This window comes from Glycomyces harbinensis, from assembly GCF_900101745.1.
Lineage (GTDB): Bacteria > Actinomycetota > Actinomycetes > Mycobacteriales > Micromonosporaceae > Glycomyces > Glycomyces harbinensis.
Map to the genome: position 1 here is coordinate 107,628 of NZ_FNAD01000001.1, position 22,133 is coordinate 129,760.

Consider the following 22,133-nt stretch of genomic DNA (forward strand, 5'->3'; position numbering starts at 1 on the left):
AAACGTCTCGATCTCCTGACGCTCCACCGGCACTCACTCACCAAGGATCGAACCCGGTGGTCGCGTCGGGACTGCGATCATGGGTGATCGGGTTGCTGGGCGAGGTGTTCTTGGATGGTGAGGTGCCGGAACTGGTAGACCGCACCGACTTGTCGCAGGACGTGTCGCCGCTTGGCGTCTTCGAGCGCGGGGAGGATGCGAACGCCCCAAGGGAGACTTCCGGTGAGCCGCAACCACAGCGACACATGCATCAAGGTTCCTGATGCTGTTCCGAATCTGCCGCGGAGCCGGTACGCGAATCCTCCTGGGAATCCGAATGCGAAACTGACTGCGAACCCGAGAGCGTGGCCGCCGGCGAGTCCGCTGAGGATCCCGATCAGGAGCCAGTCGGGGATGAGCACCCCGATTTGATCTGAGCGGAGCGTTCTACGAGGGCCGACTGTTGAGTTTCGAAGATCAGATCGTGTTCTGAGCGAGCCTGTGGCACCGAACCCCAGCCCGACGACGGATCCCACGATGATGCCGGTCGCGGGTCCGACTGCGAACCCCACTGCGAGACCGAACGCGAGTCCCAGGGTGAGCGCCACGATGAGACCTCGCTGTGAGAACTGGAAGCTCCGTGGAGTTTCAACCGTCCTCGATGTGCCTCTGAATACGAGGGCCGCCGCGAGCACACCGGTGTAGATTCCCGCCAGTACGCCCGCGAACCCTGTCACGGGCTCGCCCCAGAACACGTAGACCAACCCGCACATGAGCCCGCCTATCAGTACGAACCAGAGATTTTGAATGATCTTGAGTCTTGCCGGGTGGATCGCGCGGTGCAGCTCCCACCAGGCGAGGTCGGTGGTGCCCTGGTCGCGCAGATGACGGGCGAAGAACTGCATGGCGGCCATGGCGTCGTCGAGGCGGCGCCCATGCAGTTGCCGGTGGCGGGTCGTGCGCTGGTAGACCGCCGGAAGGTAGGCCGCGGCGAGACGCTGCTCGATCGCTTTCCTGGTAGGGAGTTCGATCAGTTCACTTGGACGGGCATGGGTTCCTTCGTAGGCGGTGCGGGCGAGGTAGACCATCAGCGGTGTCGACAGCGCCTCGGCGAGCGGCCCGCCCCGGCCGAGTTCGCTGATCACCGACTCCCATCGCCCAGCAGCAACGTCGGCCGAAGCGGGAGTGCGCTCGCCCCCACGGAGGTACGCGGCCGCCTGCCGCACATCGAGAGGCTGGAGCTCGTATTCCTTTGCATCGTGGGTGAACTCGCCTCGGTTGACGGCCACCCGGTATTCGGTGGTCCTGCAGGTCAGCGCGAGCGGCACATCGTAGGCGGCCTTATTGAGTTCAGCGATCACGCGGCTCTGCCGATCCTGGTCGGCGATCTCGTCGAGGCCGTCGAGCAACGGGATGATCTTTCCGGTTGCGATCAGCACCGCCGCCAAGCTCGGGTCGTTGCGGCGTCCGCGCTCCTGATGCGATCGTTGGGCGAGGTGCGGGTAATCCTGCTTGAGACGGGCTTCCAACCAGTCCGGAAACGGTGTGTTCGGATCCCAGCCGGTCACGGTGACCAGCACGGGAACTGGATCTCCCGCTGTGCGGTCGGGTTCACTCAAGATGTCGCACAGCAGATTGACCAGGACCGAGGTCTTTCCCGACCCCGGCGCACCGAGAATGACGAACCTCTTGCGGCAATCTCGACGCCATTCCTCGCCGATCTCGTCAATGGTGACCGTGCCGCCGGTACGAGCATCGATGATCGGCGCGGCGAGACTGTGCAGGTCCCGCTGACCGCGAGAGCCGGTCGCGCCCTTATCGAAGGGGTTGAGTCGATTGAAGGTTCGGAGCCAGCTGACACCGGGAACATCGGGCTGACCTGTCGACTGCTCCCTGCGATCGTCGACGGTCACAGCGCTGGGAGTGAGCCTCACCCTGATCGGGGCAGGGGCCAGGCCACGATCGCGAGCCTCCTTGCGCCAGTCATCCCTGACCTGGAATTCCAGGCTCTGCAATGCGCGAACCATACGATCCTCAGGGGAATTCGCGCGTGATCGCTGAGGCCACAACGCCCACACCAACGCCCACACCGTTGCGACCGAAGAGACCACCGCCAACGCGTTGAACAACTGACTGTTGGGCGGCAGACGGTAGGCAATCGCACCGACCGCCATCAAAGCAAACACGCACACCACGACATCGCGAGTCTTCATCAAGCGGCTCCACAGGTTGAGGCCATATCCGAATCACTCTAGAGACCCGCGGCGTATAGAACTGCTGGCGCACATCGCACTTGGGCAAGTCGCAGGCTTCAGACATAACAGCAGCTCAAGCCGCCTCCTGGCTAGACAACCGGTACAGCGTGCCATGCCTGATGCAACGTCAAGAAGGATCCAGGCGCCGCACAATGCAGAGTTCTGTCGCATGTCCGACAGCTGTACCACCCTACGAATCGCGACCACGCACAACCGGCCGACCGAGTCCAAGCCGTTGACGACAAGGGCTGGTTCTACCAGCAGCTGAAGGGCCTCACATCTGGGGACGTTTCGGTACGATTGGAGTGCAGCTTCCCCTTCCGCCCGTTGGAGCCGCCGTGTCGTTGCTGAGCAGTCTGATCGCCGAGTTGTCCGCCCTCGTCGAACGCAGTCGCGAGTCACGAACGCACTTGAGCGGTGCCGGAGACCGACTGGAGCGGGTGCTCGAATCGGCTCAGAATACGACGGTCGACTCGTCCAGCGCGCTGGTGACTGATGCGTTGGTGCAGCTTCGCAGCGCCATCGGAAAACTTGAGGAGGCACAGCGCCTGCTCAGCGCCGGTGATGAGCGCTGGCAGGCCTACATCGCGTTGCTGGCCGCCGGAGCGGGGGTGAGCGCCGGCACGGTTCCTCAAGCGCGGCCGCCGTTATCGGCGGCGAGGTCGGAAGCGGCGCAACCGATCCGCGGTCCAGCCCGTCATGGTATTCGCTCACCGACCCCGGGGCGGCATCGGCTCACTCGGATTGGCCGATCTTCGCAGCCGGCGGAGAAGAACACCGTCATCCTGCCCAGCGTTGATGTCGAAGGCGACCTTGCGGCGATCCGTACCGGCAGGGCCCATTGGAACGCCGACACCAATCGCTACGAGATCAATGGCCGCAGTTGGGGTGTGGAGCCGAACGGGACCGTGTTCCCCGCGTCTGGACCTGGCCTGGTGGAGCTGTCTCGCAGCCAGTTCAAGGCGCTCAAGACCCTCAACACAGACGGGCAGCCCGTCGGCATCTGGCCGAAAAACTATCTGAAAGACCCGAGCATTTCATCATCCGATTGGGACCGCGCAGCCGAGATTTACCGATATCATCCACGCCATAGCCAAGGAGCGACGTGAGCCATGGACTACTCGATCAACTTCGCCGCAACCGTGCCCCCAGCACGGCTCAAAGCGGTGGTCCTTGCGCAATGGCCCCTGGCATCCGACATGGTGTTCGCCGATACGGCCGAGGTCTTCGAGGAATATGAAGGACCAAAACTTATCGTATTGATCCAGTCAGGTCTGCACCCGGGGTCGGACTTCGACACTGAGCTCAGCGCCGGCCAGGAGTTCGCCGACGTGGTAGGCGGTCTCGATGAGCTGCAGCTGACTACGTTGCTGTGCAAGGCGTTGGAGGCCCGTGCGCTCATTCCCGACGGGGGGCGTTCGGGGTTGACATGGATGCTCGTCACCGAAGATGGTTGGCACGGACGAGTAGTGCTGCGCGACGACGATGTCGGGGATGCACCGATGGTCATCGACCATGCGCTCCAACCGGTCCCGGTCGCACCTGAGATCCCGGTCCAGGATCCGCCCGCATGGGAGCGGGGCTGGTACGACGACGGTATGGTCCCGACTTCGGGCTACCTCGAGTCCGATTGACGAAGTCGGGTGGTTCGCAGGCGGCCAGACCTCGCCGACCTGGGTGCGTCCGATCAGTTCCAGGATCGCTTCGCGGGCCCGGGCGAAGGCCGTCCGACTTCGGCAACCCCGCCTACGCCGCGGTGTATTCCGCGCTCGACTACGTCAGCGCTAACACCTACATCCAGGGCGCTGAACTCTCCCGCCCAGGTGGCGAAGTGCGCCAACGCCCCGGGCATCGACCAGTCCGTCCCCGAACTCACACGCGCCGAGGCCCTCGCCGACCCCGATCACGTCGACACCTACGCCGCCATGATCAGCGAAGCCTCCTTCATGCGCCAGCTCCACGACCCCGAGCGGATTCGAACCGCCGTTTCCGCCTTGAGAGGGCCAATTCGCCATATGTGCAGATGGCTGGTTACCGCGTCCCCAGGGCGCGAAACTCCAGGTAGATCCCACAGTTTCGTCTGTCGAGACCTGTCGGATCTATCTGGGGTCTGACGAGGCCTGGCAGAAGTTCCTGCCCCCTCACAGCCCCCACAGGATCTACTGTGGATGGTCACTCCGATGGGCTGGCATGAACGTACCGTTACGAAGAAGGGCTTCGAGCGGTTCAAGTCGTACTACCGCGACCTCCGGGGCGAGAAGCAGTACGAAGGCACCTACAACACGCCTGAGGAAGCCGACAAGGCGTGGCAGCGGGCTGAAGCCTGGATGACTGATGGCCGCATCATCGACGCCAAGGGCGGTCGGGTCAAGTTCGAGAAGTACGTCCTGGAGACCTGGTTTCCCAACCACGTCATCGAGCAGAGCTCGGCCGACGACTACGACTACCGCCTCAAGAGACATCTGATCCCGTGGTTCGGGAACCTTCCGATGAACCTGACGTGAAACGGTCTTCCATCTGAAGACGGTCCCTAAAGGCTGTCCCGTTATTGCTCCGAGCGTTGCCAATAACAGTGGTGTTCTGGCGAACTCGGTGTCGTTCAGGCGGTGCGTGCGAGGTTGTGAAGCCGGGCGATTCCGAGCATCGCCACCGCGACGCCGTCGCCGCGGAGGCGGCAGTCTCGCAGCACTTTCCAGGTCTTCATCCGCGCGAACGTGTGCTCGACGCGGGCTCTGACCTGCCGATGCGAGGCGTTGTGCTCGGCTTTCCAGTCGGGCAGGTCCTCGCCGGGGCGGCGGCGGTGCGGGATGATCGCGCTGGTGGCGATGTAGCCGCCGTCGCCGATCAAGTCATGATTGCGGCAGGCGTGCTCGGCACCGGACTCACCGAAGGCCTTGCAGTCGTTGCGGTTGCCCGGCAGTGGTGTGCCGACCGCGACCACCAACTGCGAGTCGGCATCGATGACGACCTGGTGGTTGGTTGAGTACCGAAAGTTCTTGCTCGGAGCGGCGATGGTCCGGTCGCGGGTCGGAACCAGCGTGCCATTGACGATCAAGACGGTGCCCCTGGCGAACCGCTTGCGCGGGCGAAGCGCCACCTTCGGTCCCAGATCGCCCATGATGCGGTCGGCGGCGGACTTCGAGACGCCGAACAGGGGCGCGAGCTGTCGCAGGGTCAGGTTCGTCCGCCAGTAGGCGGCCACCAGCAAAACCCGGTCGGCCAGCGGCAGACTCCATGGCCGGCCCCGGCGGAGCGCTTCGGCGCCATCACGCTCCAACTGGCGCACCAGGCGGGTGAACAGTCGAGGTTGCAGTCCCGAGAACGGTTCGATCCAAGACGCCTCGGCCGCAGTCACCACACCTACCCGTGCATCCTAAAGCCTTGGTGAGCAATGGGTAACACGCCGACCAGGTCTCCTGGGGAAAGCGGCTTTCAAACGGTGCTTTCGACCGTCCCCGCGAATGGAGGTGGCGTGTTCCGCGGCCACCGCGCGCCGTGGTGTTCTGAAGCAGCGGCTCGGAACGCTTCCATCAGCTCAGAACCCGGGTACCTTCCGAATGTCGGGTACTTCCTGCGGTAATAGCACGTCCAGTAGCTCACCACTCGTCGTTCCGTGCGCACGAAGAACGCCGGATTCCGCACGATGAACTCCCCGTAGAGCTGGCGCTCTACCGAACCTGGGACGGTGAGCCCGCCGAGACCTCGGCGGATGTCCTCAAGGATCTCCAACACGTACTCGCCGGCCAGATGCACCACGAACGGGGCAACCCACGGCTCCGCCGAATCCATGAGCAGCTCGAGACTTCGTTGGCGGACATAGCCATCGTGGTGCCGGGAGTACAGGCAATGCGCTATGACACGCTGCGTCCCTGTCAGGGATCGCTCCAAGGCGGGGTCTAGTTCCTCGCTGTAGATCCGGCGGGGGATGGAGACGTTCTCGCCCTGTACCGCCACCTCGAAAGGCTCCGTCGGCGGGTACCGAGCATCAGGGACGATCTCGACGACCCGTCGCACGTCGCAGCTCATCCTGGCCGGGAACGCTGCGAGCAGGGCGCAAACGGTGCTTGGGTGATCCCGAGGCGACTGCATGACAGGAGGATAGGCCGGGAACGATCAGCCACCCCAGCCCCACCCAGCATTGCGGGACAGCCTTTAGCCTTGGTGTTAAATACTCCGATGGGCATTGAACTTGTGATGGCGGCTCTTGCCGCAATCTTTGGCGCATCCTCCTCCCTCGTGTTGTAGCGCAGGGAATCAGAGGAATCAAATAGACGCCTTGAGAAGCTTCATAGCATCAGCGAGGTGCCTAGCGAAGAACCGACAATCGAAGAGAAGGTTGAAGGTTCCAAGCAGAATCTAGACCAAACGGTCCGAATCCTTACTGAACTGAGAGATCACCTTGAATCTGAACGCGATGCTCTAGTTTCACTTCAGGATGAAGTAGAGGAGCGACGCCAGTATCTCCAAGTTACGGCTGAGGATGCTGAGAATATCGGCAAGATACTTCATGATCGTGCATCTAAAGTTGCGACAGAGGCTGCGGAGAATGCAGAGAGAAGAGAGCGAGAGCAGCAGAAGAAATCCCAACGCCGAGAGTGGATTTTCTTTGGGCTGGGGGCGCTTACCTCGCTTGCAACCTCACTCTTCTTTTACTGGCTTTCGCTCTAGTGAATTAGTTGGTGCAGTGCGTCGTACCAGAACAGCTGCGGGACCGGTCCTGGTTGGGAGTTCTAGGGTTCGACCCATGAGCGATGTGATGGTCGGTATGACCAAGCGAGAAGTCAAGCGTCTGCTCGGCAAGCCGACCGGGCGGATATCTGATAGGCAGTATGCGCGGCAGGCCGGAGCGCATGTCTTCAATCTTGGCGGGACGTCAAGCCACGAGAGCTGGCTCTACATCAATGTTCCTGCTGGATACGACACTCAGGTCTCGTTCGAGCGTGGCCGAGTGGTCAAGGTCAGTACCCCTCCGACGAGGCATTAAGGCTGACTGGGTGCAAAGCCACGGGATGACCGGCATGCGGTGGCCCTGGTGCGTGCTGGAGCAGCGGGAGTACGGCACGAAAGTACAGCAACCGCACCGGCTGAGGTTCACCCGAATGAGTCTCACGTGACGTTCTACCTGCCGGATTAGACGTCATAGCCGGTTGACGCTAAATCCGTAGGTTTCGGGTTAGTGGCGCGCCGGACGGGACCGCTCCACGGGCGGCAGCGCTTCATGGTTCCGATGATGTGGGATTCTCATGTGGCTGAGGTCTTCCGGCGAGGAGTGGTGTGGATGGGTTTTTGGATTGCGGTCTGGCGTCGGCTGCGCACTTGGGTGGCAATGGCAGCGTTGTGCGCCATGATGATGTACGGCTACTACCTTGCCGGTGATCGTGAAGTTGAGGCGATCTTCAGGGGGTTTCTCGGCACGGCCATGGTTGGCGGCCCATGGCTGGCTGTGCTCTTGGTCTTGGAATGGATCACGCGGAGTGCCGAGTCTCGGCGGGAGGATCGTGAACGCGCCGATGGAGACCGCTTTGGCGGAACGAGGGCGGTTGCTGTACCGCAGCAAAGTGCAGCAACCCCTGAACCCGAGGACGTAGCAGAACGGCCCTGAGCAGCCTCAATGCATCGCGGAGGACCCTCATTGACCCCGATGCCAATAGTTCGGGACGAGGGGGTCGCAGGTTCAAATCCTGTCAACCCGACCAGAACTCCTAGGTCAGGGACTTGCTCCCTGGCTTGGGAGCTTTCCTTTTTTGCTCTCGCTAGTCTCTCGCTGGTCTAGACCTTCCAGGATGCCCTGGGACGTTCAGGGGCGACAGTCTTCTCTTGAGTTAACTAAGTCACAGTCCTCCGTGAAATCGAGTCTGGTTGCGTGCCTTGGGATATCACCAGCAAACATTGGAAAGTTCGAGGGCGCCAGGTGAGAGGCGTTCAAGGTGCAGCATGACGGGTGACCCGTCAGCATCGCATCGTTGATGTGGGGCACCTTGCAGTAGGGGAATTGCCGGTGCCTCCAGGTCTGGTCAGATTTGAGATACCTCCGGGGAAGGTCGTCTGTCCCCCAGGTCTTGATGAAGGCGATGTTCCGAATGATGGTCTGGGTATCCGGGGCGAGGAGCCCCGCTACGCGAAACGGGGGTCCATCTACCGCGCGGTCCTGGTCATAACCGGACCATGGTCTGGCTCCACGATTCACAGGACAAGCCCTAGTACTGCTGCGGCACTTGGCGTTACCGGTTGTGAAGCTGACTCGTTCTCTGGTCATGGAGGATGTGAACCTTGCTCTCTGGAGTGCGGAGTTCGAGGATCTGATGGCCCGGATCGGCCCACGGTTCTCCAGGTCGGAGCCGCGTGAGCGGGTGCGCGACTATGTCGCCGGATTGTTGTCGGGCTTGCAGCGCAAGAACTCGTGGTGGATCGCCGAACACGCCGGCGAGAGCAGCCCGGACGGGATGCAGCGGCTGCTGCGCAAGGCGCGCTTCGATGTCGAGGCGATCCGCGACGACCTGACCGGCTATGTGTCCGAGCGGCTCGGCGAGGCCGACGGGGTGCTCATCCTGGACGAGACCGGGTTCGTGAAGAAGGGCCGGGCCTCGGTCGGGGTCGCGCGGCAGTACTCGGGAACCGCGGGCCGGATCGAGAACTCCCAGATCACCGTGTTCGCCGCCTATGCCTCCGCGAAAGGGCATGCCCTGGTCGACCGCGAGCTCTACCTGCTCAAGGACTGGACCGAGGACCCGGACCGCTGCGCAGCGGCCGGGGTCCCAGCCGAGCGCATCGCGGCCGGGACGGTCACCAAGCCCCGTCTTGCCCAGGTGATCATCGAGCGCGCCGACGATGCCGGGCTGCCGTTCCAGTGGGTGACGGCCGATGCCGCGTACGGGTCGGCGAAGTACCTCCGGTTCTGGCTCGAGCAACGCGACCAGTTCCATGTCCTTGCCTTGCGCGGCAAGGACGATGTGGTCATCGGCTTCTCACAACCGCGCGCCCAGGCCGTGATCGACGACCTGCCCGAACGCGCCTGGCAGCGGCTCAGCGTCGGGGCCGGCTCCCATGGACCCAGGCGCTATGACTGGGCGCGGGTGCCGGTCCGCTGGGCTTGGCGACCGGGCCGGGGTCACTGGCTTCTGGCACGGCGGTCCATCACGGACCCGACCAAGATCGCCTACTACATCTGCTACGGGCCAAGGCGCTCCAGTCTGACCGACCTGGCTTAAATCGCTGGAACAAGGTGGAAGGTCGAGGAGTGCTTCCAGCAGGCCAAAGACGTCTGCGGGCTCGACCAGTACCAGGCCCGGACCTGGCGGGCCTGGCACGCCCACACCACGCTAGCGATGATCGCCCACGCCCTGCTTGCGGTGACCCGCGCCGCCGGACGCGAAAAAGGGGTGGACTGGCTAGACCGGAGCAGCGCATCCCGCTGACCGTCCCCGAACTGCGGCGACTGGTCTATGCTCTTCTCCTTGCACCCCAACGGGATAACGATCGACTGCTTGCCTGGTCACGCTGGAGACGACGAAAACAGCACCAGACCAGGCAAAGCCACTACGAGCGACGGTACGCGGGTTAATTGCCAGCCTCGGGAGAACAACGCCGTGGTACTTCGCGAGGGCGACTCCTTCACTCACGCTGAAGGATCAACGGCCTCGCCTCCAAGTTACGAGCGAGACCGCGAAGAATCCCAGCACCGCTGCGAAGAGGGCAAACAATGCTGGGTTGACCCAGGCTGGCACCAGCTCGACGTTGCCCTCTGAGCAAAGGAGCGTTCGACGGAGAGGGAGATCCGAGTACTCCCATCCGATATGCGTCCCGGCTCCGTTCGCGGGGCACAGCATCTCCACGTCCTGGTAAAGCGCCGCGTCAAACTCGCCTTGCCCATAGACGATCACGATCCCGAAAAGCCCAGCCACCGCGACCGCCGCGAAACCCAGGCTGCGGGTCTGCTGCACGCCCTTCGAACGATTGCGGATCTTGAGGACAATGAGGGTAACCAGGACGGCCATTGCCAGCGGACACATGAGAGGGGTGAACACGGTACTGAGGTGTAACAAGGATGTTGGACACGGATCCTGATTTGAGAGGATCGTGTCCATGCCCGCGAAACGCCGGAAGTTCAGCCCGCAGTACAAGGCCGAGGCTGTGCAGATGGTCGTCCAGACCGGTCGGACGTTCGCCGAGGTCGCCCGCGACCTCGGGATTAACCCGACCACCCTGGGCAACTGGGTGAATGCCTGGAAAGACGAACACCCCGAGACATCACCTGAGGAATCACCCGTGGATCGAGCCCGCATCTCCGAGCTGGAGGCCGAGGTCGCGCGGCTGCGCATGGAGAACGAGTTCCTGAAAAAAGCCGCGGCCTTCTTCGCGAGGATGCAGGAGTAGCCGAGCGCTGCGCCCTGATCGAGGCGGAGAAGGCCCACTACGAGATCACCTGGATGTGCCGGCTGCTCGGGGTCGCCCGGTCGACCTTCTACTACTGGAAGAACCGAGCCGAGACGGCTACCGAAGTGCGGCGCCGCGACCTGGCCGGTCAGATCGGGCGGGTGTTCGCCGATTCCAGGAAGACCTACGGGTGTCGCAGGGTCTGCGCGCAGCTCAACCGGGAAGGTGTTGCCTGCTCGGTGGGGCTGGTCGCTGACCTGATGCGCGAGCTCGGCCTCGAAGCGGTCCAGCCAAGAGCGTGGAAGAAGACCACCGTGCCCGGTGAGGTCGCTGAGGAGGTGCCCGATCGGATCGAGCGGGACTTCACCGCCGAAGTTCCCGGGCGCGCAGCGGTCGGTGACATCACCTATCTCAAGACCGGGGAAGGCTGGCTGTATTTGGCTACCGTCATCGACCTGCACACGCGCATGGTCATCGGCTGGCAGAGTGCCGATCACATGCGCACGAGCCTGATCATCGATGCCCTGGCTGCCGCGAAGGACGCCGGCTACCTCGAGGAGAGCGCAGTGTTCCACTCCGACAGGGGCACCCAGTACACCTCGGCGGCGTTCGCGGCCTGGTGCACCACCAACGGCATCGACCGGTCCATGGGCCGCACCGGCGTGTGCTGGGACAACGCCGCCGCCGAGTCGTTCTTCGCGAGCTTGAAGAACGAGTGCTACCACCAGCGGTCTTTCGCTACCCGCGCCGAAGCCAGGTTGGCGGTCGCGGACTACATCGAGGTGTTCTACAACCGCCAACGCCTACATTCGACCCTCGGCTACAAGACACCCGCCGAGGCCCTGGCCGAGTACTTCACTCGCGCCGCCTGAAACCCAACCGTTACGAGATCCACGTCCAAAATCCTCGCTACACCTCAGTACGAACCTACAAGACGCGATGCCTGCGGCAACCCCTCCCGTCACACCCACAACCTCAAGCGCTCCGCCTCATGATCGCCAAGTGCCGCAGCAGTACTAGATGTGATGTTCAGGGCGGGGGCTGGTTTGTGTGAAGGGCAGGGTTGCGTCGATGACGGTGTCGGCGCGGGTTTTCGGTTGTTCGCGTTCGATGTAGGCGTCTTCTCTGGGGAGCCAGAGGTTCGCCCAGACCTCGGCCTGGTGCGGGTCGCGGGCGATGCCGCGTTCGAGGGCCAGTTCGGGGGTGGCATCGACCCAGATGGTGTAGTCCCAATCGAGTGGCAGGCCGATCGAGTAGCAGCGCTCGATGGCGATCCCGGCGTCCACGACCAGCTCCTGGGACCGCAGGTGCGGCTCGGATTCCCAGATGTAGGGGCGATATGCCAGGCGACGCTGACCCTTGCTCAGCGGTTCGACGACATCGTGGTGGAACCGATCCTCGTTGAACCAACCGAATTCGCTGTCTTGGCTCGGCTCCCAGTAATCGTCACCGTGCATGATGGTGAAGCCTGGAAGGTGGCGCGCGAGTTCGTCGGTCAAGGTCGACTTGCCCGATCCGCCGCGTCCGTCGACGGCCACCATCAGGAACTCGCCGTTCTTGGGTGACCTGGCGGTGATCCGCTCGCACAGTTCGTCGATCATCGTGGCCATTCTACGGAACGCCCGGGCCGGAGGCCGGGATCGGTGGGAGGGCCTTCGTACGCGCGGGTCAGGCAACGGAGTTGGTCCGTCATGCGGGGCGAGGTGTTGCCTCATCTGGGCAAGGGGTCCTGGCGTGCGCGAGGCGCGGCCGGGATGGACTTACTAAGATCAGTGCATAGTAGACGATTGGTGGTTAGGGTCGGTGCGGTTTGCCCTGTACTGCTACCACTGTGAAGGAACCCCCATGCGCACGCGCTCGCTAGTCATGTCCGCTGCCATGGCTGCTGTCCTCGGCTGCGGCCTCACCGCTCCGGCGATCGCACAAGCCCCTGCTGAAGGCCCCACGCTGGCCGACGCGCTGGCGGGGCTGCCGGTCGCGAGCGAGGACCGTACCGGTTACGACCGGGACCTGTTTCACCACTGGATCGATGCGGACCACGATGGGTGTGCGACCCGTCAGGAGGTCTTGATCGCCGAAGCCGTGGTCGCGCCGACGGTTGATGAGGATTGCAAGGTCTCCGGTGGTAGCTGGTACTCCTACTACGATGAGGTGACCGTCGAGGGACCTCGGGGGTTGGACATCGACCACCTCGTTCCGCTCGCCGAGGCGCGGGATTCCGGCGCCCGGCTACGCCACCGAAGCAGCGGCAGCCTGCCGCGACCACGCCCGCGACGTCATCGAAGCGAAGCGCCTGATCGCGATAATGACCCGGACAACCAGCCATCGCAGCGTGTCGCCGAGAAGATCGGCCTCCCCTTCGAGCGCAACGCCACTTCACGCTCCGAGAAGCCAGTTCGCATCCACGCCACGTCGCTGTGATGCTCAGGGGCGCGACCATCACTCAAGCCGATACACGGCTCAGTGAGTACCTCGTAGATGCTCTCGTCGTTGCCTTGTTGTGGCTGACGGACTCCGAGTAGACACGCGCACGCTCTCGCCCAAGTAGCAGGAACTACTGCGGATGCGAGTGATGGCGGCGCTCGACGACGGACTCGACGATGAGACCGCGGCGCGGACGTTCGCAGCATGGCATCGCTCGCCTTATCGGCGAGACCCTGAAGCTCATTCAAAAGCTGCTTCTGAGTGATGGCGGTACATCTGGAGTTTGATCACGGTCTGTAGGGACGGGTCGGCTTTCGGCAGGGGCCGGCAGTAGCCGGTAGCGAGGACCTTCCACGATCGCAAATGCGCGATGCCCTGCTCGACCACCCACCGGCGGCGGTTGGCCTGCCGGTTGAACCACCGCTCTGCGGTAGGCCCCAACCGTCACGCAACGTGACCGCGCAACTTGGGCCGCTGGGCCAGACGGTGCGACTGGCCGCGAATGAAGACTGATCGGCACGGGGGCGCCAGACATGGACGCAAGCGCCCCGCCGTGTGACCGGCAATGTTGCCGAGGTCGTCGCGTCACTCGAAAACTGCCGCGTTGCGAAAAGCTGGGGCAGATCGCGGCAGGCTGGCGCAGCCAGGGCAGTTCTCGCGCAGGGCTGCGCGGAACTTGACGACAGCAGCGAATTCCCGACGCGGACATTCTCACCTCGCCCGTGTGGGTCAAGGGCGACTCAGCGTAACCTGCACCGCTCCGGACTTGAAGCCGGGATGAGCTGATCGCTTGCGCTTGATCACTAGTCGATGCGGAGACTTTACTGCCGGTGAGGATCGGTGAAAGGTTGGCGCGACGCAGGGAGAGGCCCTCAACCTCCTGCTCGATACTCTCCGCTGATCGCCAGCGACGCTAGCCTGGGAAAAGGAGGTGGTGATCTATGGCATGTCGATGCAAGATGGAGTGATGGAAGGTATTGAGAACGAGCACAGGGAGATCGGCCCTCCCTCGAGTCCCGTGCCGTATGTCCCGAGCTTCGATCTCGACATCTGGAGGGAACTGTCCGCGACGGTCTCGGTTCGCGACTACGAGCCTGGGGACGAGTCGGCCTGGCTTCGCTGTCATGTCCTGTCGTTCCTGGACACGGCCTACTTTGACGCGGTCGAAAGAACCAAACCGCGCATCACTGCGCCCGGCTTCGAGCTGGTGGCGATTGCGAGGGCGGACGGCGTGGTGGGCATGCTCGACCTCGCTGTCAAGGACGCCACGGCCACTATCGAGACTCTCGCCGTCCACCCCGACCACCGCTCCCAAGGCATCGCCAGGAAGTTGCTCGAAGAAGCAGGCGATCGTGCACTCCGCCTCGGTGCGGAGACCATCGAGGCATGGACCCGAGACGACCCCGGCGCTCTGAAGTGGTACCGCGACAACGGCTTCTCCGAGAGCGACCACTACCTTCACGTGTACGCCGATCTCTACGTCGACGTCCAAGAGCCTGACCGAGCGATCGGGGAGCGCCGGCCCGGACTCAAGCCGGTAAAGGTCTTCCTCCATGCCACCATCAAGGAAGAGAGCTCGCTCCGCGAACAGTTCGCGCGCGTCCATGTCTGCCGGCGCTTCAGCAAGCGGCTCACCCCGTAACTCAAACCAGGGGAAGCTCTTGCCCCGGGGGTTCAGACTGTGGATGGGGTCAAATCAGAATTGTGGGGACTCACTGTCCTCGGCGACTGTGCTGCGTCGGTAGGACGATCGCGCTTGTCTGATGGTGTCGGCCGTGGCGCCGGCTGCGATTCCGCGAGCGTTGAGCGGTGGCTGCAAGGCGGCGATCAGCCGTGTCTCGACCGGTGCCGATTCGGCTTCGATGACCCAGTTCAACTGCAAGTGGCGCTGCATCCATTCGGTCAAGCGCACCTCATCGCTTGGTACGAGCACGACCCGGTCGGTCCAAGTGGTCTGGTAGCGCTCGGTTTCGAGGAGGAGACCGGCAAGTGTGCGTCGAAGCGTCGAGGTTCCCGATCGCCGGATATGGTCGCCTCGGATCCTGCGGCGCAGGTTCGAAGCAGTCCCGATGTACAGCAGCCGCAGATCGGGCCTGGCGAGGTGGAACGGCCCCGGGAGCGTCTCAAAGACCTCCATCGGGGCCCACCATGCGTACAGGCCCGCAGTCGATGGCAGCACCGGGACTGCCGACTCGAGGGGGACCGGGGGTGTTGCGAACGTGCTGAGTTCGTCCACCAGGCCACAGTACCGATCCGAAGAAAGACACCTGCCCCCGTGCCGATTGGCTGCACCCGAGCTGCTTGATGCAGCACGCAATCAGAGACGGGCGGTCGCGTGGGGTTCTGCGAGAATCGTCTGGTGAGCAGACCGCAGGAGACAGTTCCGGTTGACAGCCCGGTGCCGCTGTCGCCCATCGTCGTGGACACGCTGGAGGCCCTCCTGCCAGGCGACAACCCGGTGCACTGTGCGCTGCGGCGCCAGATTCCTTTCACGACCATGGAAGAGGGGTGCCCGTGCGGGTGCACCTCGGTCGACCTCTGGGTCGACAAGACCAAGTGTGATCCCGCGCCTGCGCACGAGGGCCGGCCACTGGCCGACGGCAACTACGTCGACACCGACGTCTACGCCGGCGTCATCCTTTTCACTAGCGACGGGTACCTGCGCTCACTCGAAATCCATTCCTGGCTCGAGGAGCCCATACGCCGATGGCCTGACCTCAGCCATCTCGACGTAGCTCCCTCCCACTACCAGTGAACCGCAGACTCATGCCAGGGCAACGATCGACTGCCAGACGGGAGATCTCGTGACTGCCGTGCGTGTCATTGCGACCGACCTCGACAAGACCCTGCTGGGGGCCGGCGGCTGCTTCAGCGACCGCAGCCGAGCCGCTCTCGGTGCCGCGCGCGACTGCGGCATCACGGTGGTGGCGGTAACTGCGAGGCCGCCGCGAGTCTTCGAGGTCTGGACTGGTCTCGCCGCCAGCATCGATCTTGCGATCTGCGCGAACGGGACCATGGTCTACAACCCGACTGACCGCAGCTCGATCATGTTGCACACCATGGCGCCCGAGATTGCCGAAGCGGCGGCGAAGGCCTTGCGCGCCGCTTTGCCCGGGGTGCGGTTCGCGGTCGAGACCGGCCTGGAGGTCTTCGCCGAGCCCGGATACGCGAAGGTCGACTCCGTGCTCGACCGGACCACATTCGCCACCTCGCTCGGTGCGGTTCTTGGATCGGCGCCGCCGTTCGTGAAGCTCCACGCCCACATCGCCGGAGGCAGCGCCACCGACCTCCTCTACATTGCCCGCAAGCTTGAGCTCGAAGGTGTTGAGGTGTGGGAGACCGGCAGCGTCGACCTGCTCGAGCTCGGCCCTGCCGGCGTCTCTAAAGCCCGGACTCTCGCCGCTTGGTGCACCGAGGCCGGCATCGGCCCCGAGCAGGTCGTCGCGTTCGGCGACGCCCCGACCGATGGTGCGATGCTGGCGTGGGCCGGCCGCTCCTTCGCCGTCGCCGACGCCCACCCAGCAGCGGCCCGGGCCGCTACCGACCGGTGCGGCGCCAGCGGCGAAGACGGCGTCGCCGCCGTCATCGAAGCCCTCCTCGCTACCGGCCAGCCTGGGGCCGGAGACGATTCACTTGGCGCTCGGTGACGCCCAGCCTCTAGATTGACATAGGCCGAGCTTGATCGCGCTGGTAACCATCGTTACTGGTCTCAAGCACCAGACAGCCCGTTGTGGCGAGGTCAGTTGTTGGCGGCGTGGTATTCCTCGATGATGGCCTGGGGGATACGCCCGCGAGGCGAGACCTGCTTGCCGTTGCGCCCGGCCCACTCCCGAATCGCCTTGTTCTGCTCCCGGTCAACACTCGGACGACTGCGCGGTGCACCCGAAGCCGAGCGGACCGGACCGCGTGTGGTGCCGAGGCTGTAGCGGCCCAGGCGAGTGCCGGCCTCCTGGAACTTCTCCAAGACGCTTCGCAGTTCCTTGGCGTGCCCGGCCGAGAGATCGATCTCGTACGCCTGGCCATCAAGCGCGAACTTGACCGTCTCCTCGGCCTTCCCACCATCGATGTCGTCGATCAGAATGACCTGGGTTTTCCTAGCCATATGTGCCCCTTAGATATGAACGCCACAAGCCTTGATCGCGACTGTATGCGACCAGCGATTCGAGTAGCGCATTCGATTATTCGCAGCATATTAACCCACGAGTAACGACATGATCCGCAAGCCCTGTCAGATCGGTGGGCAATTGGTGCCATATTCAAGCAATAATTCATCGGCGCTCGCCGTGCTACTGCCCATCACCGATGCTGACTGTGCGCCTGGCCGATCGAGGGAGAGCGCCATAGGCCACGAGCCGGTATCGTCGAAGCATGGTGACAGCCGTCCACTTCCTTTTACGCGAGCTGCAGCGTCCTCATCGCACCCGCTATCCCGAGCGGTACCGGCGGGCTGTGGTTGTGCGCCGCTGGTGCGCGCTGTCGGCGCTGGGGCAGCGGTGATGTGATGATCGAGCCGGGACAGTTCGGTCTGTCGGGGATGTTGTTGAAGCTGCTGCTGAGCCAAGTGAAAAGCCGTCGCAGAACACAGCTGATGCGACGTGGTCAGGACACGCCCGAGGTGCGCTCTGCACTCGGGTTCGTTGTTGAGGACGGCGTGAAAGAGGCGGCGAGGGCCCTGTTCACCGATGCCGAGGACCAGGCAAGCTTTGAACGGGCCTTGCTCGAGCGAGACCGGGACGACTGGCCCCTGGTCAACGGCTCCTACCCGATCGATCTCGCTGAAGAGATCTGCATTTGGGTGGCCACCATTAAAGCGCCGCCAGATGAGACCGGGCAGATTCCGCCAATCGACCCGGACCATGAGTTCGTAGCGCCGTTGCTCCTGGCTATCCTGGCGCAGTTCAAACACTGGGCGCAACGCCGCGGCGACGACAGCCCGCTGGCAGAGATGTGGTCGAACTACCGCCACGACCTCGCAGCGCTGACAAGTTCGGTTCCGGCGATGGAAGGGCCGCAGGACGGCGCTATCCAGGAAACGCTCGCCTCGGCCTCCAGGAAGTCGACGATTCCCACGCCACTCCGGTACCTGGTGGGCAGAGCAAGCGAGGTGAACGCTCTCGCGGCTGGCGCACGGCGTGCTGCCGCTGGGGATGGACCGTTCGTCGCCCTCGTACACGGCCGCGGCGGCGCCGGCAAATCAGTATTGGTCCACCAGGCCGCTGCCGATGCCAGCGAAGACTTCCCTGAATGGCAGTTGTACGTCAGCCTCCACTCCTGGACCCCCGGCCAACCGCGGCGCACCCCTGCGAACCTGCTCGAAGAACTGCTGCACCAAGCCAGGCACCTCACCATTCCGCCTGACCTGGCCACCCGTGTCGATCGGTGGCGCAATTGGATGGCCGAGCACCAGGCACTAGTCATCCTCGACGATGTTCTTGACGCGGCGCAGGTGAGCGAGTTGATGCCGCCGGCCGGATCACGCTGCGCCCTTATGATGACCAGCCGCAACACACTCACGGGCTTGCGGCTGCCAGGTGACCAGTCGATCGAGGCTCGACCACTCAAGCCCTCCGATGCGGTGGCCCTGCTGCGCCACGGCAACGATGCCGACCTTGACCAGGGCGATCTCGACGCACTCGCCGCAGCGGTCAATCACAACCCCAAGGCCTTGGATGCGCTTGGGCAGCAACTGCGGAGCGTGCAGCCCAGTCTGCTGCTGCAGCGTGTTAAGGATGCAGGAAGCGATGTGCTTGAGGTGATGTATCGCGAGGCATTGCAGCAGCTCGCCTCCGATGTCTTCCGGCGCACCGCATATGCATGCGGCTTCCACCCGGGACCTGACTTCGAAGCCGCCTCCATCGGCGCCATTACCGGGGCCAGCGAGTACACCACCGCCGAGCATCTGCGGATGCTTGCCAGCCACCACCTGGTCAAGACGCTGCCGCACTACCGTTTCCAACTCCACGATCAGGACGCCAAGTTCGTGCCCACCATCGCCGCAGAAGCCGATCTCCAAGGCCCCGAGGAAGCACGGGACCGTCTTGTCGCGTGGATGCGCCAGCGTGTCAGCGCCGCAGTAAGCCAGATTTGGGGCACTAATACCACCACCGAGCCCGCCGCGTTGACCGACGAGCACGCCTTCACAGGCCCTGGTCCGGCCGAAGCGTGGCTCAACGCCGCGACCGCCGAAATCCTCGCGACCACCCTCGCCGCGATCGACGCCCAGCACGTCGACGCGGTGACACTGGCCGACGAGTTCGCTCGCTGGCTGCGCCTGACCAACCGCTACGACCTCGCCACCGTCGTACTCGCCGACTTGAGCGAGAACCCCAACCTGGACGGGCAAATCAAAGCCGCCGCGGGCCTCGGACGGATCGCGCAGTTTCGTGGACGCTGGCAGCAAGCCGCAGTCCACTACCAGACCCTGCTCCGCCTCACCGACGGCACCGACAACCCCGAGTACCTCCGCGACCGGGCCGGGAACCATATCGGGCTCGGCAGAATCGCTCGGCTTCAAGACCGCTGGCCCGAAGCAGAAGAGCACTTCCAAACCGCACTGCGCCTCGCAGAAGCCACCGAGCACGCCTTCGCTGAATCGCGCGCCCTCATCGGCCTCGCCGACCTCGCACGCCTCCAAGGCCAGCTGGATGAAGCCGACCGACTCTTCCAGCAAGCGCTCGACATCTTTCAGAACACCAACGACCAGCCGGTCCAGGCCATCGCCCTCAGTGGTCGCGGCGCCGTCGCTCGTGAGCAACACCGCTGGATCGAGGCGGAAGACTTCTACAAGGAAGCGCTCCGCATCGCCCAGGCCATCAACGATCGCATCGCCCAGTCCATCGCCATGCGCGGAATCGGCGCCACCGCCCGCGCGCAGCACAACTGGGAAGAAGCGCAGGCCCACTACCAGGCGGCGATCGACTTCGCCGACGCCACGGGCGACCAGGTCGGCCGAGCCATGGCATTCGAAGGCCTCGCCCGGATGCACACGGCAGCAGAGCGCAACGATGAAGCCCGAGCCGCACTGGATATCGCCCTAAAACACTATCGCGAACTCGACTGGACAGAGCGCATCGACCGATGCCTGCACGCCTTTGACCTCTACTGATCGCCAGCAAACAGGTCAGTAAGCTCGTGAGTCGCTGGCGGGCCGCTCTCAGGTTCAGGCTGTGAAAAAGAAACTGGTTCTTCCATCTCCTAAGAGCGTGTCTCAGTTGGTCTGTGTACCTGCGGGATTGTCTGGGGTCGGCGCTTCTTACAACCTTGACTTGGCGCGCGGAAGAGTCTTTCGATGGCGGCCACGAGCGCGGCACGGCGGTCACGCATGAACGTTGAGACGGCACCGGGATCGTCGGGCCCGAGGTCGGCTAATCCAGCCCAATCAGGATTTTGACCAGGGCGGCTGTCACGGTGGCCGCAGGGCTGGCGAGGAGCGTTCACGACAGCAGTACAGTCTTCGTAGAAATTTGAACACGTTCAAGACATGTTGCTCTGTTTGCCTCGGAGAACCCCATGCCCGCAACCGGTCGCCTGCGCACACCCCACATCATCGCGCTCACGCTCGCCCTCGCCACCCTCACGCTCGCGTGCGTTGGGGGATACGGTGCCGCACCTCACGAAGACCCGCCCGGCGAGAGGATCGCCCGCGAAGCAGTCCTCGGGCTCTGGCAGGACGAAACCGGCCGCACCGTCGACTTCCGCGACAACGGCACCTTCACCGCGACCGGCGCCACGTACGGGCCCGGGTCCGGCCGGAACATCGCGGGGAACGAGTTCACCGGCACGTGGACGCTGTGCGATGACTACCGGTTTGAGGCGTACGACGAGGGCGGCGATCTCGGGCAGCCTTGCGGCATCACCGGTGTCGGCGAATGGATCGACATGGAAGCCGACGACCCGTTCACTGAAGAGCTCATCTTCACCGGCTCCGGTGACGACGTGCGCCTGTACCCATGGAACATTGACGCGGCACCAGAGGACGACCAGTTCTATACGAAAGCCAACTGATTTGCAGCCGGGCAGAGGCTGCGAAACGCTGCGAGGCTGACGATGCGATCCGCACCGAGCGCCCTAAAGCGTGTCTCCCTTGGCATGCAACGGGTCCGGTATAGATCATGCGTGGATGAGTTCACCAGACGCCTGGTACCCGATGGACTGTAGGAGATCACCGAAGCGCGCGCAGGGCGGCGGCATCCAACGGGTCGATGACCGTCAGGTCTTCGCCGCGATCGTGTTCGTGCTGACCACCGGGTGCGCGTGGCGGCATCTGCCGCCGGTCTTCGGTGTCTCGCACCAGACCGCGCACCGGCGCTTCACCGAGTGGTCCGAGGCCGCGCTGTGGGCGAAGCTGCATCGTGTCATCCTTGACCGACTTGGCGCGCAAGGTGAGGTCGACTGGTCACGCGCGATCGTGGACGCTGCGAGCATGCGTGCTAAAAGGGGGATCGCTGACCGGTCCAAACCCGGTCGATCGTGGCAAGCCGGGCTCGAAGATCCACGTCCTGACCGATCGAGTCGGCCTGCCCCTCTCTCTGGCGGTCTCGGCGGCGAACCTCCACGACTCCCAGGCGTTCGAGTCTCTCATCCAGGGCCTCCCAGGGGTCCGGTCCTGGCGCGGACCTCGGCGGCGCAAACCCGCGAAGGTCCACGCGGACAAGGCCTACGACATCCCCGCCAACCACCATCTGCTGCGTGAGCGGCACATCGGCGACCGGATCGCTCGCATCGGCATCGAATCCTCGAAGCGGCTCGGCCGCCACCGGTGGGCCGTCGAGCGCACCATCGCCTGGCTCGGCGGCTACCGCCGCCTCACCATCCGATATGAACGCCGCGGCCACCTCTTCGCCGCATTCCTCGCCCTCGCAGCGGCCATCACCTGCTACAAGAAACTCGCCAACTGAGACACGCTCTAAGTTTCCGGTCAATAAAAGCATCTGTGACCGCCTGTCGCAAAGCAGAAGCGAGTTGTAATAGTGATAGGAGGTCGCAGCATAGTCCTCATGCCGGAAATGTGAGTTCTTGTGCCTCCTGCTTTCACGAAGATCGTCAAGTGGAGAAGCGTTTGCCGAGATCAATGCTCTTTGAACTGACCGAATAGCTGATGTT

19 protein-coding genes and 3 pseudogenes are annotated in these 22,133 nt (G+C 63.7%); 15 read left to right on the forward strand and 7 right to left on the reverse strand.

The genetic code is table 11. The features are described from left to right. Nucleotides 1-77: 77 nt before the first annotated feature. Entirely contained in the window at nucleotides 78-2,192 is a 2,115-nt protein-coding gene (locus BLQ63_RS00470) for an NACHT domain-containing protein (RefSeq protein ID WP_091027196.1), read from the reverse strand. Nucleotides 2,193-2,572: 380 nt separating this feature from the next. Between BLQ63_RS00470 and BLQ63_RS27565 the strand changes: the two genes are divergently transcribed. The 3 genes from BLQ63_RS27565 (at nucleotide 2,573) to BLQ63_RS00480 (ending at nucleotide 4,738) form a co-directional block, all read left to right on the forward strand. Further along, nucleotides 2,573-3,343 carry a hypothetical protein gene (locus tag BLQ63_RS27565; protein ID WP_143014706.1) on the forward strand — a complete coding sequence of 257 codons (771 nt, stop codon included), beginning with the start codon at nucleotides 2,573-2,575 and terminating at the stop codon, nucleotides 3,341-3,343. Nucleotides 3,344-3,346: 3 nt separating this feature from the next. Further along, on the forward strand, nucleotides 3,347-3,868 hold the full coding sequence (locus BLQ63_RS00475; RefSeq protein ID WP_091027197.1) for a hypothetical protein: 522 nt from the start codon (nucleotides 3,347-3,349) through the stop codon (nucleotides 3,866-3,868). A 534-nt stretch (nucleotides 3,869-4,402) separates the two neighbouring features. Further along, on the forward strand, nucleotides 4,403-4,738 hold the full coding sequence (locus BLQ63_RS00480) for a hypothetical protein (RefSeq protein WP_143014707.1): 336 nt from the start codon (nucleotides 4,403-4,405) through the stop codon (nucleotides 4,736-4,738). Between the two features lie 95 nt (nucleotides 4,739-4,833). On the opposite strand, the gene BLQ63_RS00485 is transcribed toward BLQ63_RS00480, so the two are convergent. Continuing rightward, entirely contained in the window at nucleotides 4,834-5,592 is a 759-nt protein-coding gene (locus BLQ63_RS00485; protein WP_091027199.1) for a transposase, read from the reverse strand. Nucleotides 5,593-5,666: 74 nt separating this feature from the next. Continuing rightward, the gene (locus BLQ63_RS00490) at nucleotides 5,667-6,248 is read right to left on the reverse strand and encodes a hypothetical protein (protein ID WP_218124958.1); all 582 of its coding nucleotides are present in this window, start codon (nucleotides 6,246-6,248) and stop codon (nucleotides 5,667-5,669) included. Nucleotides 6,249-6,536: 288 nt separating this feature from the next. Here BLQ63_RS00490 and BLQ63_RS28165 point away from each other — a divergent pair, with 288 nt between their 5' ends. The 4 genes and pseudogenes from BLQ63_RS28165 (at nucleotide 6,537) to BLQ63_RS00495 (ending at nucleotide 9,649) form a co-directional block, all read left to right on the forward strand. Next, complete coding sequence (locus tag BLQ63_RS28165; RefSeq protein ID WP_177154724.1) at nucleotides 6,537-6,902, forward strand: hypothetical protein; 366 nt, start codon at nucleotides 6,537-6,539, stop codon at nucleotides 6,900-6,902. Between the two features lie 76 nt (nucleotides 6,903-6,978). Further along, nucleotides 6,979-7,218 (forward strand): DUF2845 domain-containing protein, encoded by a 240-nt coding sequence (locus tag BLQ63_RS28170; RefSeq protein WP_177154725.1) that lies wholly within the window; start codon nucleotides 6,979-6,981, stop codon nucleotides 7,216-7,218. A gap of 261 nt (nucleotides 7,219-7,479) precedes the next feature. Then, nucleotides 7,480-7,836, forward strand: coding sequence for a hypothetical protein (locus BLQ63_RS27575; RefSeq protein WP_143014709.1), 357 nt, complete (start codon nucleotides 7,480-7,482; stop codon nucleotides 7,834-7,836). 661 nt (nucleotides 7,837-8,497) lie between these two features. Further along, nucleotides 8,498-9,649: pseudogene (locus BLQ63_RS00495) on the forward strand (IS701 family transposase). A 213-nt stretch (nucleotides 9,650-9,862) separates the two neighbouring features. On the opposite strand, the gene BLQ63_RS00500 reads toward BLQ63_RS00495, so the two are convergent. Further along, nucleotides 9,863-10,318 (reverse strand): hypothetical protein, encoded by a 456-nt coding sequence (locus BLQ63_RS00500; RefSeq protein ID WP_143014710.1) that lies wholly within the window; start codon nucleotides 10,316-10,318, stop codon nucleotides 9,863-9,865. On the opposite strand from BLQ63_RS00500, the gene BLQ63_RS00505 reads away from it, so the two are divergent. Next, nucleotides 10,317-11,479, forward strand: a protein-coding gene (locus BLQ63_RS00505) for an IS3 family transposase (protein ID WP_091027201.1) whose coding sequence is annotated in 2 segments (ribosomal slippage) — nucleotides 10,317-10,575 and nucleotides 10,575-11,479 — 1,164 coding nt in all. Because the reading frame shifts where the segments join, the coding sequence is not laid out codon by codon here. The genes BLQ63_RS00500 and BLQ63_RS00505 overlap by 2 nt on opposite strands. A gap of 144 nt (nucleotides 11,480-11,623) precedes the next feature. Here BLQ63_RS00505 and BLQ63_RS00510 read toward each other — a convergent pair. Further along, nucleotides 11,624-12,208 carry a uridine kinase family protein gene (locus BLQ63_RS00510; RefSeq protein WP_143014711.1) on the reverse strand — a complete coding sequence of 195 codons (585 nt, stop codon included), beginning with the start codon at nucleotides 12,206-12,208 and terminating at the stop codon, nucleotides 11,624-11,626. Nucleotides 12,209-12,834: 626 nt separating this feature from the next. On the opposite strand from BLQ63_RS00510, the pseudogene BLQ63_RS29930 reads away from it, so the two are divergent. Together BLQ63_RS29930 and BLQ63_RS00525 are read left to right on the forward strand one after the other, a co-directional pair. Continuing rightward, nucleotides 12,835-13,028, forward strand: a pseudogene (locus BLQ63_RS29930) (GNAT family N-acetyltransferase); the annotation flags it as partial. 970 nt (nucleotides 13,029-13,998) lie between these two features. Beyond that, the gene (locus BLQ63_RS00525; RefSeq protein WP_091028494.1) at nucleotides 13,999-14,673 is read left to right on the forward strand and encodes a GNAT family N-acetyltransferase; all 675 of its coding nucleotides are present in this window, start codon (nucleotides 13,999-14,001) and stop codon (nucleotides 14,671-14,673) included. Between the two features lie 54 nt (nucleotides 14,674-14,727). Here BLQ63_RS00525 and BLQ63_RS00530 read toward each other — a convergent pair whose 3' ends face one another. Beyond that, the gene (locus tag BLQ63_RS00530) at nucleotides 14,728-15,267 is read right to left on the reverse strand and encodes a GIY-YIG nuclease family protein (protein WP_143014712.1); all 540 of its coding nucleotides are present in this window, start codon (nucleotides 15,265-15,267) and stop codon (nucleotides 14,728-14,730) included. A gap of 123 nt (nucleotides 15,268-15,390) precedes the next feature. Between BLQ63_RS00530 and BLQ63_RS00535 the strand changes: the two genes are divergently transcribed. Together BLQ63_RS00535 and BLQ63_RS00540 are read left to right on the forward strand one after the other, a co-directional pair. Next, on the forward strand, nucleotides 15,391-15,786 hold the full coding sequence (locus BLQ63_RS00535; protein WP_143014713.1) for a hypothetical protein: 396 nt from the start codon (nucleotides 15,391-15,393) through the stop codon (nucleotides 15,784-15,786). Between the two features lie 49 nt (nucleotides 15,787-15,835). After that, nucleotides 15,836-16,678 carry an HAD family hydrolase gene (locus tag BLQ63_RS00540; RefSeq protein WP_177154726.1) on the forward strand — a complete coding sequence of 281 codons (843 nt, stop codon included), beginning with the start codon at nucleotides 15,836-15,838 and terminating at the stop codon, nucleotides 16,676-16,678. Nucleotides 16,679-16,770: 92 nt separating this feature from the next. Here the strand turns inward: BLQ63_RS00540 and BLQ63_RS00545 are convergent, their stop codons facing one another. Further along, nucleotides 16,771-17,133, reverse strand: a complete 363-nt coding sequence (locus BLQ63_RS00545) for a histone-like nucleoid-structuring protein Lsr2 (RefSeq protein ID WP_091027206.1) — start codon at nucleotides 17,131-17,133, stop codon at nucleotides 16,771-16,773. Nucleotides 17,134-17,532: 399 nt separating this feature from the next. On the opposite strand from BLQ63_RS00545, the gene BLQ63_RS00550 reads away from it, so the two are divergent. The 3 genes and pseudogenes from BLQ63_RS00550 to BLQ63_RS29005 all read left to right on the forward strand — a co-directional run bounded on the left by BLQ63_RS00550 (nucleotide 17,533) and on the right by BLQ63_RS29005 (nucleotide 21,928). Then, nucleotides 17,533-20,136 carry a tetratricopeptide repeat protein gene (locus tag BLQ63_RS00550; RefSeq protein WP_091027207.1) on the forward strand — a complete coding sequence of 868 codons (2,604 nt, stop codon included), beginning with the start codon at nucleotides 17,533-17,535 and terminating at the stop codon, nucleotides 20,134-20,136. 404 nt (nucleotides 20,137-20,540) lie between these two features. Beyond that, nucleotides 20,541-21,035 (forward strand): hypothetical protein, encoded by a 495-nt coding sequence (locus BLQ63_RS00555; RefSeq protein WP_091027208.1) that lies wholly within the window; start codon nucleotides 20,541-20,543, stop codon nucleotides 21,033-21,035. 84 nt (nucleotides 21,036-21,119) lie between these two features. Next, a pseudogene (locus BLQ63_RS29005) lies at nucleotides 21,120-21,928 on the forward strand (IS5 family transposase). The last annotated feature ends 205 nt before the right edge of the window (nucleotides 21,929-22,133 follow it).

What these genes read in the sequence shown, in the direction of transcription:
- BLQ63_RS00470 (WP_091027196.1), bottom strand. Translation starts at nt 2,192, where the DNA reads ATGAAGACTCGCGATGTCGTGGTGTGCGTGTTTGCTTTGATGGCGGTC.
- BLQ63_RS00525 (WP_091028494.1), top strand. Translation starts at nt 13,999, where the DNA reads ATGGAAGGTATTGAGAACGAGCACAGGGAGATCGGCCCTCCCTCGAGT.
- BLQ63_RS00480 (WP_143014707.1), top strand. Translation starts at nt 4,403, where the DNA reads ATGGTCACTCCGATGGGCTGGCATGAACGTACCGTTACGAAGAAGGGC.
- BLQ63_RS00555 (WP_091027208.1), top strand. Translation starts at nt 20,541, where the DNA reads ATGCCCGCAACCGGTCGCCTGCGCACACCCCACATCATCGCGCTCACG.
- BLQ63_RS00545 (WP_091027206.1), bottom strand. Translation starts at nt 17,133, where the DNA reads ATGGCTAGGAAAACCCAGGTCATTCTGATCGACGACATCGATGGTGGG.
- BLQ63_RS00500 (WP_143014710.1), bottom strand. Translation starts at nt 10,318, where the DNA reads ATGGACACGATCCTCTCAAATCAGGATCCGTGTCCAACATCCTTGTTA.
- BLQ63_RS00510 (WP_143014711.1), bottom strand. Translation starts at nt 12,208, where the DNA reads ATGATCGACGAACTGTGCGAGCGGATCACCGCCAGGTCACCCAAGAAC.
- BLQ63_RS28170 (WP_177154725.1), top strand. Translation starts at nt 6,979, where the DNA reads ATGAGCGATGTGATGGTCGGTATGACCAAGCGAGAAGTCAAGCGTCTG.
- BLQ63_RS00475 (WP_091027197.1), top strand. Translation starts at nt 3,347, where the DNA reads ATGGACTACTCGATCAACTTCGCCGCAACCGTGCCCCCAGCACGGCTC.
- BLQ63_RS00550 (WP_091027207.1), top strand. Translation starts at nt 17,533, where the DNA reads ATGATCGAGCCGGGACAGTTCGGTCTGTCGGGGATGTTGTTGAAGCTG.